Source organism: Micromonospora sp. CPCC 205739 (assembly GCF_036906795.1).
In the GTDB taxonomy this organism is placed as follows: Bacteria; Actinomycetota; Actinomycetes; order Mycobacteriales; family Micromonosporaceae; genus Micromonospora.
On record NZ_JBAKHS010000018.1, the window covers coordinates 22,329 to 36,218 of the forward strand.

At 75.6% G+C, this 13,890-nt stretch carries 11 protein-coding genes; 3 read left to right on the forward strand and 8 right to left on the reverse strand.

The window, feature by feature from the left end; translation table 11 throughout:
- Nucleotides 1-105: 105 nt before the first annotated feature.
- Together V6U88_RS22830 and V6U88_RS22835 are read right to left on the reverse strand one after the other, a co-directional pair.
- Nucleotides 106-1,737, reverse strand: coding sequence for a copper resistance CopC/CopD family protein (locus V6U88_RS22830; RefSeq protein ID WP_334455980.1), 1,632 nt, complete (start codon nt 1,735-1,737; stop codon nt 106-108).
- Between the two features lie 53 nt (nt 1,738-1,790).
- Nucleotides 1,791-2,993, reverse strand: a complete 1,203-nt coding sequence (locus V6U88_RS22835) for a PucR family transcriptional regulator (protein ID WP_334455982.1) — start codon at nt 2,991-2,993, stop codon at nt 1,791-1,793.
- Nucleotides 2,994-3,093: 100 nt separating this feature from the next.
- Here V6U88_RS22835 and V6U88_RS22840 point away from each other — a divergent pair, with 100 nt between their 5' ends.
- On the forward strand, nt 3,094-4,752 hold the full coding sequence (locus tag V6U88_RS22840; protein WP_334455984.1) for an FAD-binding dehydrogenase: 1,659 nt from the start codon (nt 3,094-3,096) through the stop codon (nt 4,750-4,752).
- Between the two features lie 58 nt (nt 4,753-4,810).
- Here V6U88_RS22840 and V6U88_RS22845 read toward each other — a convergent pair whose 3' ends face one another.
- The 3 genes from V6U88_RS22845 to V6U88_RS22855 form a co-directional block, all read right to left on the reverse strand.
- On the reverse strand, nt 4,811-6,250 hold the full coding sequence (locus V6U88_RS22845; protein ID WP_334455985.1) for a cellulase family glycosylhydrolase: 1,440 nt from the start codon (nt 6,248-6,250) through the stop codon (nt 4,811-4,813).
- 282 nt (nt 6,251-6,532) lie between these two features.
- The gene (locus V6U88_RS22850; protein WP_334455987.1) at nt 6,533-7,897 is read right to left on the reverse strand and encodes a carbohydrate-binding protein; all 1,365 of its coding nucleotides are present in this window, start codon (nt 7,895-7,897) and stop codon (nt 6,533-6,535) included.
- Nucleotides 7,898-8,029: 132 nt separating this feature from the next.
- A complete protein-coding gene (locus tag V6U88_RS22855) occupies nt 8,030-8,812 on the reverse strand; it encodes an RNA ligase family protein (RefSeq protein WP_334455989.1) in 783 nt (260 codons plus the stop codon).
- A 268-nt stretch (nt 8,813-9,080) separates the two neighbouring features.
- Between V6U88_RS22855 and V6U88_RS22860 the strand changes: the two genes are divergently transcribed.
- Nucleotides 9,081-10,124, forward strand: a complete 1,044-nt coding sequence (locus tag V6U88_RS22860) for a zinc-dependent alcohol dehydrogenase family protein (RefSeq protein ID WP_334455990.1) — start codon at nt 9,081-9,083, stop codon at nt 10,122-10,124.
- A 60-nt stretch (nt 10,125-10,184) separates the two neighbouring features.
- Complete coding sequence (locus V6U88_RS22865; RefSeq protein ID WP_334455991.1) at nt 10,185-11,111, forward strand: diacylglycerol kinase; 927 nt, start codon at nt 10,185-10,187, stop codon at nt 11,109-11,111.
- Here the strand turns inward: V6U88_RS22865 and V6U88_RS22870 are convergent.
- The 3 genes from V6U88_RS22870 to V6U88_RS22880 form a co-directional block, all read right to left on the reverse strand.
- On the reverse strand, nt 11,074-12,069 hold the full coding sequence (locus V6U88_RS22870; RefSeq protein WP_334455992.1) for an EamA family transporter: 996 nt from the start codon (nt 12,067-12,069) through the stop codon (nt 11,074-11,076). The two genes, V6U88_RS22865 and V6U88_RS22870, sit on opposite strands and share 38 nt — an antisense overlap.
- A 240-nt stretch (nt 12,070-12,309) precedes the next feature.
- Complete coding sequence (locus tag V6U88_RS22875) at nt 12,310-13,011, reverse strand: TetR/AcrR family transcriptional regulator (RefSeq protein ID WP_334455994.1); 702 nt, start codon at nt 13,009-13,011, stop codon at nt 12,310-12,312.
- An 83-nt stretch (nt 13,012-13,094) separates the two neighbouring features.
- Complete coding sequence (locus tag V6U88_RS22880) at nt 13,095-13,781, reverse strand: HAD family hydrolase (RefSeq protein ID WP_442934678.1); 687 nt, start codon at nt 13,779-13,781, stop codon at nt 13,095-13,097.
- Between the last annotated feature and the right edge of the window lie 109 nt (nt 13,782-13,890).

Here is a 13,890-nt window from a genome sequence, read left to right on the forward strand (position 1 = left end):
CGACCGGGGCGGAAGGCCCGGCGGAGACTGCGGGCACCCGCGCCGTGGGGCCGAGCGGCTCAGCCGGTGTGCGCGGCGGCTCAGCTGGCGTGCCCGGCGGCCGGCTCAGCCGACGGGCACGGTCGCGGTGACGGTGGCCTGGTCGATGTCGCTGGTCCGGGCGGTGAACCGCAGCGTCCACTCGCCCCGGACCGGGAAGGTGATCTCCGCGCTGGCGTGGTGCGCTTCCGGCGTGTCGACCGGCACCCGGACCGGTTCCACGCCGGCCGCCGGCAGGGCAAGGCTGACCGTCCACTCGACCACCGGCAGCGCCTGCCCCTGCGGGGTGTAGACGTACGCGTGCAGGGAGTTCGGCACGCCGACCCGCACCGGGTAGACGTCGAACTGCAAGGTGTAGAGGCCGCTGGTCAGCGTCTGGGCCACCCCCTCCCGGCTGGCCCGGGCGGCCTCCGTGTCGGCGGTGCGGCCCGGCGGCGTCTGCACCAGCACGGCGCTGAGGGCCAGCACCAGCGCGGTCGCGGCCAGCTCGACCCCGGCCGCCCGGGTGACCCGGCCCGCCCGCCCCGCCGCGAGCCCCCGGCGCACCAGGCGGCGCTGCCCGGCGGCGACCGCCAGCACCGCACCGAGCAGGGCGGCCTTGCCGCACAGCAGCCGCCCGTACGTCGTGTCGAGCAGCGCGGCGGGCCGCCCGAGCTCGAACGCGGCCTGCGCGACGCCACTGGCGACCAGCCAGCACACCGCGAGGGTGGCCAGGCGAGACCAGGCGGGCAGGACGCGGGCACGCACCCGCTCGGGCAGGCCGGGCAGCAGGAACGCCACCAGCGCGAGCAGCCCGCCCAACCAGACCGCCATCCCGGCCAGGTGCACGACGCCGACGGCGACGCTCACCGGCGGCAGCGGGGCGGCCACGGGGTGCCCGGCCAGCGGCCAGGTGCTCAGCGCGGCGACACCGACCACCGCCAGCGCGGCTCGTCGCCGGCGGCCCGACCGGCCGGCCACGACGGCGGGCAGCAGCGCCGCGGCCACGCCGACCAGGGCCAGCCGGGCCCCCAGCACCGCGCCGACGTCGCTGGCGCCCACCGCCCGCAGGTCGGCCGGGGACAGCTCACCCACCGGCGCTCCCACCATGTCCGCCGCCTGTCCCACCCACTGCCCGACGGTGGCCGCGACGATCAGGCCGAGCCCGGCGCAGGCGGCGACCACGGCCGGGCGGCGCGACCGTCGGCGGGGCCACATCCCGACCGCCAGCGGCACCGGGCCGACGGCCAGGACCAGCCCCAGATAGCCGACGTACCGGGCGGCCGGCGCCAGCGCGCCGCTCTGCCGGGTGTCCCCGTCCGGCGGCGGGGGCGCCGCCGAGGGGGCGCCGGCGGAATAGGTGAAGCTGCCGGCCACCGGGTGGCTGTCGGCCGAGATCACCCGGTAGCTCACCAGGTAGGTGCCGAGCGGCCGCTCGGGCACCCGCACCGGGATGCGCAGGGTGCCGCCGCGCACCACGGGCTCGCCCGTGTGGACCTTGCGCCCGTCGGGACCGAGGACCTGCACCCGCCCGGCGACCGGGGACACCGGCTCGCTGAAGGTCACCACCACCTCCCGGGGCGGATAGCCGACCACCGCGTCGCGTACCGGGCTGGTGGCGACCAGCACGGCGTGGGCGGCGGCGGGGCTGGGCGGCGCCAGCGGTACGGACAGCAGGGCGAGCAGCAGCCCCAGCAGCGCGGCGGTTCGGGTACGCACGACCAGTGGTTCGGATCGGACGGCCGTACGGTTCAACGCGGACGGGTCCCGGATCACCCGTGGGCACCGGCCGGCCGGCTCAGCCGGTGCCGCAGGGCGAGTTGCAGGGTGAGCCGGGCGTCCGGGTCGTCCAGCGCCGGGCCGAACAGCTCCCGCAGCCGGCGCATCCGGTAGCGGACGGTCTGCGGGTGGGTGTGCAGCTCCTCGGCGACGGCGACCACCTGCCCCTGCCGCCGCAGCCAGCTGTGCAGCGTCTCGGCCAGCGCGTGCCGGGCGGCCGGGCGGACGCCGTCCAGCGCGGCGAGCGCGGTGCCGGCCAGCCGGTCGGCGACGCCGGGTTCCCACGCCGTGAGCAGGGTGAGCAGGTGCCCGTCGCAGCTCAGCAACCCGTCGGGCAGCACGCCCTCGTGCTGCAGGGCCAGCGCGCGCCGGGAGAGCCGGTAGGAGAGCCGGGCCTGCCCCGACTCGACGGTCGGGCCGAGCGCCGCCCGCCGACCCGCCAGCGCGTGGCGGGCGCGGGCCAGCCGCCCGGGCGTACCCGGGTCGGGCAGCACGACCCGTACCGCGTCGTCGATGACGGTGGCGATCGCCCCGCCGCCGGTGGACCGGGCCAGGTGCTCGGCGTCGGTGCCGTCGACGCTGACCACGGCGACGGTCCGGGGCAGCGGCCAGCGGGCGGCGTTGGCGGCGGCGTGCAGCGCGCTCTCGGCCGGGGGCTCGGGCTGGACGAGCAGGGTGATCAGCCGCCGTCGGGTGGTCGCCCAGTCCCGCGCGGCGTCGCGCTGCTCGTCGAGGAACCCTTCCGCGGCCGCGCCGGCGAGGGCGTCGGCGAAACCGAAGAGCGCCCCGGCGACGACGTACAGGTCGGCCGGCGCCGGGCCGGTCGGGCCGGCGTTCTCCACGACGAAGGCCCAGATGTCCCGGGCGCCCAGGGTGAGCACCGTACGCAGCGCGTCGACCCGGTGGCCCTCCCGGTACTCGGTGCGGCCGAGGGTGTGGAAGACGGCCCGGGTGGCGGCGAGGTCGCGGCCGGGGTCGGCGACCGCCTCGACGAACGCGTCGACGGCGGTCTCCACGCCGAGGGTGAGGCCCTGCCCCTGCCCGCCGGTGAGCGACCGGCCCTGCGCCCGCATGGCGGCGCGGACGGTGCCGAGGATCCGCCGGCGCAGGGGTGGCCGCAGCGCGCGGAGATGCTCGCCGACCGCCGGCGGGAGGGCGGCGAGGCCCGGCTCGATGTCGATCAGTGCGTCGGACACGCCACCGCCCCTTTTCTTGTCATCCAGGTGACAAAAACTACTCCGGATCTTGCGCGTGCGCCCCCACCGCCTTGGCACCCCCGTACGTAGCGTCGGGGGCATGGATACGGATGTCATCGTCATCGGCGCCGGACTGGCCGGTCTGGTCGCCGCCGCCGAGGCCGCCGACGCGGGGCGGCGGGTGCTGCTGCTCGACCAGGAGCCGGCGCAGAACCTCGGCGGGCAGGCGTTCTGGTCGTTCGGCGGCCTCTTCCTCGTCGACTCGCCGGAGCAGCGGCGGATGGGCATCCGCGACTCGGTCGAGCTGGCCTGGCAGGACTGGACCGGCAGCGCGGCCTTCGACCGGCCGGAGGACCACTGGCCCCGCCGGTGGGCCGAGGCGTACGTGCACTTCGCCGCCGGTGAGAAGCGGGCCTGGCTGCGGGGGATGGGGCACCGGGTCTTCCCGGTGGTCAGCTGGGCCGAGCGGGGCGGGGGAGCGGCCCACGGCCACGGCAACTCCGTACCCCGGTTCCACGTCACCTGGGGCACCGGCCCGGGGCTGGTCGAGCCGTTCGCCCGGCGGGTTCAGCAGGCCGTCGACGACGGCCGGGTGCGGTTGCTGTTCCGGCACCGGGTCGACGAACTCGTCACCGCCGGCGGCGTGGTCACCGGGGTACGCGGGACGGTCCTTGAACCCGACGACGCGCCCCGGGGGCAGAGCACCTCCCGGGTGGCCGTCGGCGACTTCTCCTACGGCGCGCAGGCGGTGATCATCACCTCGGGCGGCATCGGTGGCAACCACGACCTGGTCCGGCGGGCCTGGCCGGCGCGGCTCGGTACGCCCCCGGCCCGGATGGTCGCCGGGGTGCCCGCCCACGTCGACGGCCGGATGCTGGCCATCACCGAGGCCGCCGGCGGGCAGGTCATCAACCCGGACCGGATGTGGCACTACACCGAGGGCCTGCGCAACTGGGACCCGGTCTGGCCGGGCCACGGCATCCGGATCCTGCCCGGACCGTCGTCGCTCTGGCTCGACGCGACCGGCCGGCGCCTGCCCGCGCCGCTCTTCCCCGGCTTCGACACCCTGGCCACCCTAAAGCACCTGCGCGGCACCGGGCACGACTACAGCTGGTTCCTGCTCACCCAGAAGATCATCGAGAAGGAGTTCGCGCTGTCGGGCTCCGAGCAGAACCCGGACCTCACCAACCGCAGCGTCCGGCAGGTCCTGCAACGGGTCCGTCCCGGCGCGCCCGGCCCGGTCGAGGCGTTCAAGCGCCACGGCGCCGACTTCGTCGTCGCGGACACCCTGGAGCAGCTGGTCGACGGGATGAACGCGCTGGCGGCCGAGACCGGCGGCCCGCAGCTCGACGTCGCGCCGCTGCGCCGCCTGGTCGAGGCGCGCGACCGCGACATCGACCACCCGTTCGGCAAGGACGCCCAGCTGCACGCCGTCCGGGGCGCCCGCCGGTACCGGGGCGACCGGCTGATCCGGGTCGCCACGCCGCACCGCCTGCTCGACCCGGCGGCCGGCCCGCTGATCGCCGTCCAGCTGCACGTGCTGACCCGCAAGACGCTGGGCGGGCTGCACACCGACCTCTCCGGCCGGGTGCTGCGCCCGGACGGCGAGCCGCTGGGCGGCGTGTACGCCGCCGGCGAGGTCGCCGGGTTCGGCGGCGGCGGCATGCACGGCTACAACGCCCTGGAGGGCACCTTCCTCGGCGGCTGCCTCTTCTCCGGGCGGACGGCCGGGCGGGCCGCCGCGGCGGCCGTCGCCTGATCCGCCGACGACGGCGCCCCGTCCCGGTGCGGGGACGGGGCGCCGTGCGGTGCGCTGGTCAGCTGGTGGGGAAATTGTCCGGGGTACGGATGCGCTCGCGCATGAAGACGCCGGACTCGGTGAGCACGCCGGTGCCCGCGTACGTGCTGCCGGAGCAGGTGCCGGGTCGGAAGGCGGCGCTGCCCTCGTCGGCGTCGGAGTACGTCCAGTTGGCGTAGCTGATCTTCAGCCGGTCGAGCAGGTTCAGCCAGGCCGTGCTGCTGGCCGCGTCGACGGCGCCGCCACCGGTGTAGGTGACCGTGCCGAACTCGGTGACGAACAGCGGCAGCCGAGCGGCGGCCCGCTCGACCTCGGCCCGGTAGTTGTCCTTGTGCGAGGCGGCGTAGAAGTGGAACGCGTACATGATGTTGCCGGCGTTGACCGGGTTGTTGACCACCTCGGTGGAGTTACCGCCCTCGGAGACGCCCAGCGAGGACCAGGCCCGGGTGCCGACGACGACGACCGCGTCCGGGTCGTTGGCGCGGATGACCGGGATGACCTGCTCGGCGTAGTTCTTGATGGTCTGCCAGCTCACCCCGTTGGGCTCGTTGGTGATCTCGTAGATCACGTTGTTCCGGTTCGCGTTGCGCGCCGAGACGGCGGCGAAGAAGGTCTTCGCCCGCTCCAGGTTGTACATCGGGTCGCCCGGCGTCAGCGTGTGGAAGTCGATCAGCGCGTACATGCCCCGCTCACCGGCCTCGTCGACGAGCGTGTTGACCCGGTCGGTGAAGGCGCCGGGGTTGGTCTCGTAGCCGCCCTCCTGCACGTACATCGAGATCCGCAGCAGGTCGGCGCGCCAGTCGGTGGCGAGCGCGTCCAGCGACGCGTCGTTGTAGCACCGGGCGAACCACTGCAGGCCGTGCGTGCTCATGCCCCGCAGCTGGATCGGCCTGCCGTACTGGTTGCACAGGTTCACCCCGCAGACCCGGAGCTGCCCGTTGACCGCCACCGGCGTCTGGCCGGTCGGCGGCGGTGTGGTGGGCGGCGGCGTGGTCGGCGGGGGTGTGGTGGGTGGCGGGGTGGTGGGGGTCGTGGTGCCGGTGCAGGCCGTGCCGTTGAGGGTGAACGACGTGGGCGCCGGGTTGCTGCCGGTCCAGGTGCCGTTGAAGCCGATGGTGGTGGACGCTCCGGTGGCCAGGGCGCCGTTCCAGCTCAGGCTCTGGGCGGTGACGGCCTGGCCGCTCTGCTGGTAGGTCGCCGACCAGCCCTGGCCCACTCGCTGGCCCGCGTCGGGGAAGCTGAAGCCGAGGGTCCAGCCGTTGAGCGCGTCCCCGAGGTTCTTGACCGTGATGTTGGCGGTGAACCCGCCGGGCCAGGAGTTGGTCGTGTAGGTGACGGCGCAGCCGGGCGCCGCCATCGCGTTGGCGACCGGCAGGAGCGCCGACGCGCCGATGGTCAGTGCGGCCGCGGCACCGGCGGCGAGCAGGTGCCGCCGCGTCGGACGGGGGATCTTCTGCATGGGACCGTCTCAATCTGTGCGGGGGTCGGGTGCGAGGTGGTGCGGCCCGGGCCGGTGCCTGGACCGGGTGGCGGTGGTGCCCACACACCGCACCCACCGGTCCGGGCGGTGCCCGGTGTCGCCTCGATGCCCGGACGAGACTCGGGAGCGCTCCCATGGCAGCCTAGAGGGGTTGCTGACCTCCTCGCAACATGTCGATGTGTCGAAGTCCGCGCGGCGCGACGGTCAACGCCGACCGGCCCCGCACCCCGGTGACCCGGGGGCGGGGCCGGTCGGCGGACGTCAGCGGCCCTGCAGGGTCCGGACGTTGTCCCCGAAGGTCCAGCCCTTCGCGCCGTCCCAGTTCAACGACCAGGTCATCAGGCCCTTCAGCCCGCCCCGGTAGGTGTTCCACGCCTGCGCCACCGACGCCGGCGGCAGGTGACCGCCGCCGGCGCCGGGCTGCGCCGGCAGACCGGGGACCTGCTTGTCGTACGGGACGCGAATGGTGGTGCCCTGCACGACCAGTCCGGCGTGGAGGCAGTCCGTCTGCGCGGTGAAGCCCTGCACCGTGCCGGCCGAGTAGGAGTCGCCGGAGCAGCCGTACATGCTGCCGTTGTAGTACTGCATGTTCAGCCACCAGAGTCGGCCGTTGTCGGCGTACCGCTTGATGATGGGCAGGTACGCGCCCCAGATGGAGCCGTAGGTGACGCTGCCGCCGGTGACGTACGCGGTCTCCGGGGCCATGGTGAGGCCGAAGCCCGCCGGCATCTGGGCGAGCACCCCGTCGATGATCCGGATCAGGTTCGCCTGGGAGGTGGAGAGGCGGTTGATGTCACCGCTGCCGGTCAGCCCGGTCTCGATGTCGATGTCGATGCCGTCGAAGTTGTACCTCTTCAGGATCGGCACCACGGTGGCGACGAACCGGTCGGCGACCGCCGTCGAGCTGAGGTCGATGCCGGCGGTGGCGCCGCCGATCGACAGCAGGACGGTCAGGCCGGCCGCCTTCGCCTGGCACATCTCGGCGGGGGTGGGGACCTTGACGGTGACGTCCATGCCGTCCTCCCAGAGCACCCAGCCGTCGGAGCGGATCACCGGGAAGGCGGCGTTGATCACGTTGTAGCCGTGCGCGGGGATCCTCGGGTCGGTGATCGGGATCCAGCCCAGCGGCGGGTGGACGCCGTTCACGGCGCCGTCCCAGTTCTCCCAGTAGCCCTGGAGCACCTTGCCCGCCGGGCGGGGCTTGAGGGCGCAGGTCGGCGTGCCGGGCGGGGGAGTGACGGTCGGCGACGGCGTGGGCGACGGCGTGGGCGACGGCGTGGGCGACGGCGTGGGCGTGGGCGACGACGTGGGTGAGGGTGGCGGGGAGGGCGTGCCGGTGCCGTCGCAGGCGCCCAGGTCCGTCCAGAGCGAGGGCGTGGCGGCCGGGCTCCAGCCGGCGCCCGCCGGTGGCGTGTGGGTCACCAGGGCCTGGTAGCGCCGGCCCGCGTAGCTGACCTGGCTGCCCGCCGGGTAGCTGGTGCCCTCGGCCCAGGCCGGCGCGGTGCAGGCGGCCGCGGCGACGTCGGTGGCGGCCTCCGCGAACCCCTGCATCGTCGGCAGGGCGGTGGCGGTCGCGGCCAGCGCCACGCCGACGGCCAGGGCGGTGAGTCGGGGTCGAAGTCGCATGACATGCCTCCTCGTCGATGCGCGGGAGGCTATCAGTAAACTTTGTTAAATGTAAATGTGTCGTTGAGGCCGGCCCCCAGGGTGGGCGGCCGGCGACGCGGCCCGGGGGAGCGGGCCCGCCGCCGGCCGTGCTCAGCGCCCGCCGGAGCGCCGCCGCCGGGCCCGCTCGTAGTCCTGGAAGCGGGCCTTGGCGATCACTGACCGGTCCGCGCCGCGCAGCACCAGCCCCTCCGACCGGCCGGGTACGCCGTCCAGCGCCACCAGCGTGTGCGGCAGGTGGTCGGTGAGGAACGCGTACGTCTTGTCCAGGTCACGAGGCAGCTCGGCGGCGTCCACCGTCGCCAGCCGGGGAACCGTGTCCACGCCGTACGCCTGCGCCCGGGCGAGGAGTTCCCGCTCGTCGAGCCAGCGCTGGCCGCCACCGTCGCGCCAGGCGGCGAGCTGCTCCGGCGACCGGCCCAGCAGGTCGGCGTACCCGTCGAACTCGGCGATGTCGAAGAGCCGGTAGCCGATCCGGCGATCGTCGGTGTAGTGCTTGGACGCGCCGGTCACCTTGCCGCCGTACACCTCCAGGTAGCAGACGGTGAACCGGTCGGCGGCGGTGGCGCGCAGCCGCTCGGCCAGCCCGCGCAGCGCGTCGACGATGCCCAGCGCCGGGTTGGCGATCAGGTCGCCGTGAGCGTGCAGCAGCTCCTCACGGCTGCCGATCAGGTACCGCCCGTCCGGGGTAAGGATGATCCGGCTGTTCGTGCCGTCCACCTTCTCGGTCAGCGTCACCGGCCCGGTGAACTCCACGGTCTCCTCGCGCAGGCCCCCGTCGCGCGGGTCGAGCGAGTGGTAGGTCGGGATCGACGGGTACTTGGTCATCGAGTTGACCGCGCGCAGGTCGACGGTCCGGAGGTCGAAGCTCGGCACTGGCGTTCCTCCCCGTGGCGTCCGCCGGTCCTCGGCGGCGGGCCGCAGCGTATCGGGACCCGCTCCGGCGGCGCCCGCCCTTTTCCGCCCCGCCGGGGCGCATCGTGTCCGCGCCGCCGGACCGTGCGGGGGTGAGCCCCGCCACCTCGGTCGCGCGCCGCGTGCCGTGGACGCGCCGTCTCGGTCTACCGTCGTCCGGGCCCGCCGCCCGCCCAAGCGGGGCGGCGGCGTGCCGCCGAGCACTGTCGATCCCGCGAAAGACGGTCACATGCGCGCCACCGTGATCCACGGCCCGAACGACATCCGCGTCGAGGAGGTGCCCGACGCCGCCGTGCGCCACCGGACCGATGCGGTCGTCCGGGTGGTCACCGCCTGCATCTGCGGCAGCGACCTGTGGGCGTACCGGGGCGTCGCCAACCGCCAGCCCGGGCAGCGCATCGGCCACGAGTTCCTGGGCGTCGTGGAGGCCACCGGCGCGGAGGTGACCTCGGTGCGGGCCGGCGACCTGGTGGTGGCCCCGTTCGTCTGGTCCGACGGTGTCTGCGACTTCTGCCGCGAGGGCCTGCACACCTCCTGCCCGCACGGCGGGTTCTGGGGCGAGCCCGGCTCCGACGGCGGGCAGGGCGAGGCCGTCCGCGTCCCGTACGCCGACGGCACCCTGGTGCGGCTCCCCGCCGAGGCCGCCGGCGACGACCGGCTGCTCGCCGCGCTGCTGGCGCTCTCGGACGTGATGTCCACCGGCCACCACGCGGCCCTCGCCGCCCGGGTCCGTCCCGGCGCCACCGTCGCCGTGGTCGGCGACGGCGCGGTGGGGCTCTGCGGCGTGCTGGCCGCCCGGCGGCTCGGCGCCGAGCAGATCATCGCGCTGGGCCGGCACACAGCCCGCACCGACATCGCCCGGGCCTTCGGCGCCACCGACGTGGTCGCCGAGCGCGGCGACGCCGCGGTGGCCGCGGTCCGGGAGCTCACCAAGGGCCAGGGCGCGCACGCCGTGCTGGAGGCGGTCGGCACCGAGGAGTCCATGCGTACGGCGATCTCGATCGCCCGCGACGGCGGCGCGGTCGGCTACGTCGGGGTGCCGCACGGCGGCAGCGCCGGGGTGGAGATCGGCCAGATGTTCAACCGCAACGTCGCCCTGGGCGGCGGGGTCGCCCCGGCCCGCGCGTACATCCCGGAACTGCTCGCCGACGTGCTCGACGGCACCATCGACCCGTCCCCGGTCTTCGACCGGACCGTCACCCTCGACGGGGTGCCCGACGGGTACCGCGCGATGGACGAGCGCACCGCGCTCAAGGTCCGCATCAGCTTCTGACCCGCCGCCACGGACGGTGACGACGCCGCCCCTGGTGGGCGGCGTCCGCCGTACCGTACGGTGCTCGCCGTGACCGTAGACGATCACTCCTCGACCGGCCCCGTGGCCGTACTCGCCAACCCCACCGCGGGCCGGGGGCGACACCGTGACCTGCTGGCCGCAGTGCTGCAGCGACTGGCCGCCGGCGGCCGCCCGGTCGAGCTGCTGACGGCCCATGACCCGGACGAGGCGGAGGCGGCCTGTCGCGCCGCGGTCGCCGGTGGTGCGGGCGCGTTGGTCACGGTCGGCGGTGACGGCACCGTCCACCGGGCGGTGCAGGCGGTCGCCGGTACGGCGGTGCCGTTCGGGCCGATCCCGGCCGGCACCGGCAACGACTTCGCGGTCGACACCGGCTTCCCGGCCGACCCGCTGGCCGCCGCCGACGTGGTCGCCGCCGCGCTGCGCGAGGGCCGCAGCCGCCCGGTCGACCTGGCCCGGATGACCGGGGCGGACGGCGGCGACCGCTGGTACGGGGCGGTGCTCGCGGCGGGCTTCGACGCGATCGTCAACGAGCGGGCCAACCGGATGCGCTGGCCGCGCGGCCCCCGCCGGTACGACCTGGCGATCCTGGTGGAGCTGGCCCGGCTGCGCCCGCGCCGCTACACGCTGCGCCTCGACGGTGAGGCGCACGAGCTGGACGCGGTGCTGGTGGCGGTCGGCAACTGCCGCAGCTACGGCGGCGGGATGCGGATCTGCCCCGACGCCGACCCCACCGACGGGCTGCTGGACGTGGTGGTCGGCGGGCGGTTCGACCGGCGCACCCTGATGCGGGTCAAGCCCCGCATCTACCAGGGCACCCACGTGACGCACCCGCTGGTGCGCAGCTACCGGGCGCGGACGGTGGAGCTGGCCGCCGAGGGGATCACCACGTACGCCGACGGGGAACGCTCGCTCGACCTGCCGGTGCGGATCACCGCCGTGCCGGCGGCGGTGCGGCTGCTGCGCTGAGCGGGCCGTCCGGTCCCTCGGCGACCGGGCCGGCCGGTGCGGCATCGGGGTGCTCCGGTCGTCCGGCGGTGCGTGGCGTACCGGCCCGCACGGCGCCGATGCTGGCGGCGACCACCAGGGCGATGGCGAGCACCTCCGTCAGCTGCAGGTCCTGCCCGAGGACCAGCCAGCCGGCGAGCGCGGCGAGCGCCGGGCCGAGGCTCATCAGCACCGCGAAGGTCGAGGTGGCCAGCCGGCGCAGCGCCAGCAGTTCGAGGGTGTAGGGCAGCACCGAGGCGAGCAGCGCCAGGCCGGCGCCGAGCGCCAGCACGGCCGGGTGCCACAGCCGCGTCCCGGCGTCGGCCAGCCCGAACGGCAGGGTGAGCAGGGCCGCCACCGTCATGGCCAGGGCCAGCCCGTCGGCCCGGGGGAACCGGCCGCCGACCCGGGCCGAGCAGACGATGTACGCCGCCCAGAGCGCCCCCGCGCCCAGCGCCAGGGCGGCGCCGACCGGGTTCAGCCGGTCGAACCCGCCCTGGCCGAGCAGCGCCACCCCGGCCAGCGCCAGACCGGCCCAGCACCACGCGGTCCACCGGTGGGCGGTCAGCACCGACAGCGCGAGCGGCCCGAGCACCTCCAGGGTCACCGCCGGCCCCAGCGGGATCCGCTCGATGGCCTGGTAGAAGACCGAGTTCATGCCGGCCAGGGCCAGCCCGAACAGGACCACCGACGCCCAGTCGCCCCGGCCGTACCCCCGCAGCCGGGGCCGGCACGCCAGCAGCATGAGCAGCGCCCCGATGGCCAGCCGCAGCGTGACCGTGCCGGCCACCCCGGCCCGCGGGAAGAGCAGCGCGGCGACCGCCGAGCCGAAGTGCACCGAGAGCGCGCCGCCGAGCACCAGCCCGACCGCCCCCACCTGGCCGGTTCCCCAGCGTCGCAGCATGCTGGCCGAGGTCGACGGGCGGGCGTGGGAGTCCATTCCCGCGACGCTAGTGCGCCCACCGGGCCGGCCCGCAGCCGGTGGCCCGCCACGTGCAGGCCCACACACCAGCCACGGCGCTCACCGCCGCCGGGCCGGCTCGCCACCGCGCCGACCTGGCGGTCTCCCGCCCTTTCGGACACCGCCGTGCCGCCAGAGCGGTGGATCCTGCCCGCGGTCGACGCTGACCCGGCGGTCGCCCGCGCGCCTGGATCCCGCCACGCCGCCGGGACGGAGGGGTCAGGCGTGCCGGTCGGCGCCGGCGAGCCGGTCCAGCCACTCGGCCAGCAGCGCCCGCTCGGCCGGGGTGAGGTCGCCGGCCAGTTGCGGCAGCGCCGCCCGCAGCGCGACGGCGTGGCGCACCGGCCGGTCGGGTGGGCGGACGGCGCGGGCGGCGGGGCTGTCCGCGCAGATCGCGGTGACGACCGCCTCCCGGGTACCGATCGACAGGCTCGGGTCGCCGCCCTGGATCAGGGTGAGGGTGACGCCGCAGCTGGCCGCGTGGACCATCTCGGCCGCCCGGTCCACGTCGACGCGCAGCCGCCCCGCCTCGGCCACCCGCACGACGAGCTGGCGGAAGATGTCGGCGGCCACCCGGGCGGCGGTGGGGCGCGCGCCGGGGCGCGGGTCGCCGTACATCAGGGTGTGGAACGCGGGGTTGGCGACGCCGAATGCGACGTGCATGTCCCAGCCCCGGCGCAGGTCGTCCACCGGGTCGTCGGCGGGCTCGCGGGCGGCCTGCGCGTGCAGGTGCGCGGCGAAGCCGTAGCTGGCGGCGGCGTCGAGCAGGCCGCGCAGGTCGCCGAACTGGCGGTAGATGGTGGGGGCCTGCACCCCGGCGGCGCGGCTCACCGCGCGGGTGGAGACCGCCGCCCGGCCGCCCTCGGCGAGCAGTGCGGCGGCGGCCCGCACGATCCGGTCCCGGGCCGACGTCTCGGTCACGATAGCGACGATAACCCCTCGGTGTTAGCGGCTGGTGCTAACGCGAGTATCAAGATCTCGTTAGCGCTGATATTCGCCGCAGGTCAGTCGCGCAGCGCCAGATCGAGCACGGCGCCGAGGCCGTTGTCACGGCTCGGCTCGGCGGCGGGCAGCACCAGCACCGCACAGCCCGCGTTCACCGCGCCGGCGTCGGCGGGGGTGTCGCCCACCATCAGGGTGCGCTCCGGGTCCACGCCGAGCATCCCGCACGCGCGCAGGAAGATCCCCGGGTCCGGCTTGCAGCGCCCCACCTCGTACGACAGGGCGTACGCGTCGACCAGCCCGTCCAGGCCCCAGGCGGCGAAGATCGGCCGGATGTCGAAGCCGATGTTGCTGACCACCGCCACCTTCACCCCCGCCTTGCGCAGCGCGCCCAGGGTGTCCGCCACCCCCGGGTAGAGCACCCAGCCGTCCGGGACCAGCAGCCGCTCGTAGAGCGCCTCGGCGAACCCCTCGATGCCCGCGTCCACCGTCTCGGCCAAACCCGTGTACGCCCCCCGGTGCGCGTACGGGTAGAGGTCCCGGTCGGCCCAGAGCTCGGCCAGCCGGGGCGGCACCCGCGCCGGCAGCGGCCCGCCCGCCCGGCCCGCGGTGACCAGCCGGTCGGCCAGCGCGGTGGCCCGGATCCGCTCCAGCGTCACCCCGCAGGCGGCGGCCGCGTGCCGGACCCACTCGTGGGCCTCCTCGACCTGGGCCAGGGTGCCGTGGAAGTCGAATAGGACCGCCTCCACGTGACGGCGGGACGGACCCGGGCGGACGGCGTCGTCGGCGCCGCTCGGGACATGGGGTGGTTGGGCATGATCCGGCACGTCGTGCACCCTACCGACCCACTCCGACCGG

Bases quoted from the DNA above. Each gene is read 5' to 3' on its own strand.
- V6U88_RS22845 (WP_334455985.1), bottom strand. From the start codon at position 6,250: ATGCAGAAGATCCCCCGTCCGACGCGGCGGCACCTGCTCGCCGCCGGT.
- V6U88_RS22860 (WP_334455990.1), top strand. From the start codon at position 9,081: ATGCGCGCCACCGTGATCCACGGCCCGAACGACATCCGCGTCGAGGAG.
- V6U88_RS22850 (WP_334455987.1), bottom strand. From the start codon at position 7,897: ATGCGACTTCGACCCCGACTCACCGCCCTGGCCGTCGGCGTGGCGCTG.
- V6U88_RS22840 (WP_334455984.1), top strand. From the start codon at position 3,094: ATGGATACGGATGTCATCGTCATCGGCGCCGGACTGGCCGGTCTGGTC.
- V6U88_RS22870 (WP_334455992.1), bottom strand. From the start codon at position 12,069: ATGGACTCCCACGCCCGCCCGTCGACCTCGGCCAGCATGCTGCGACGC.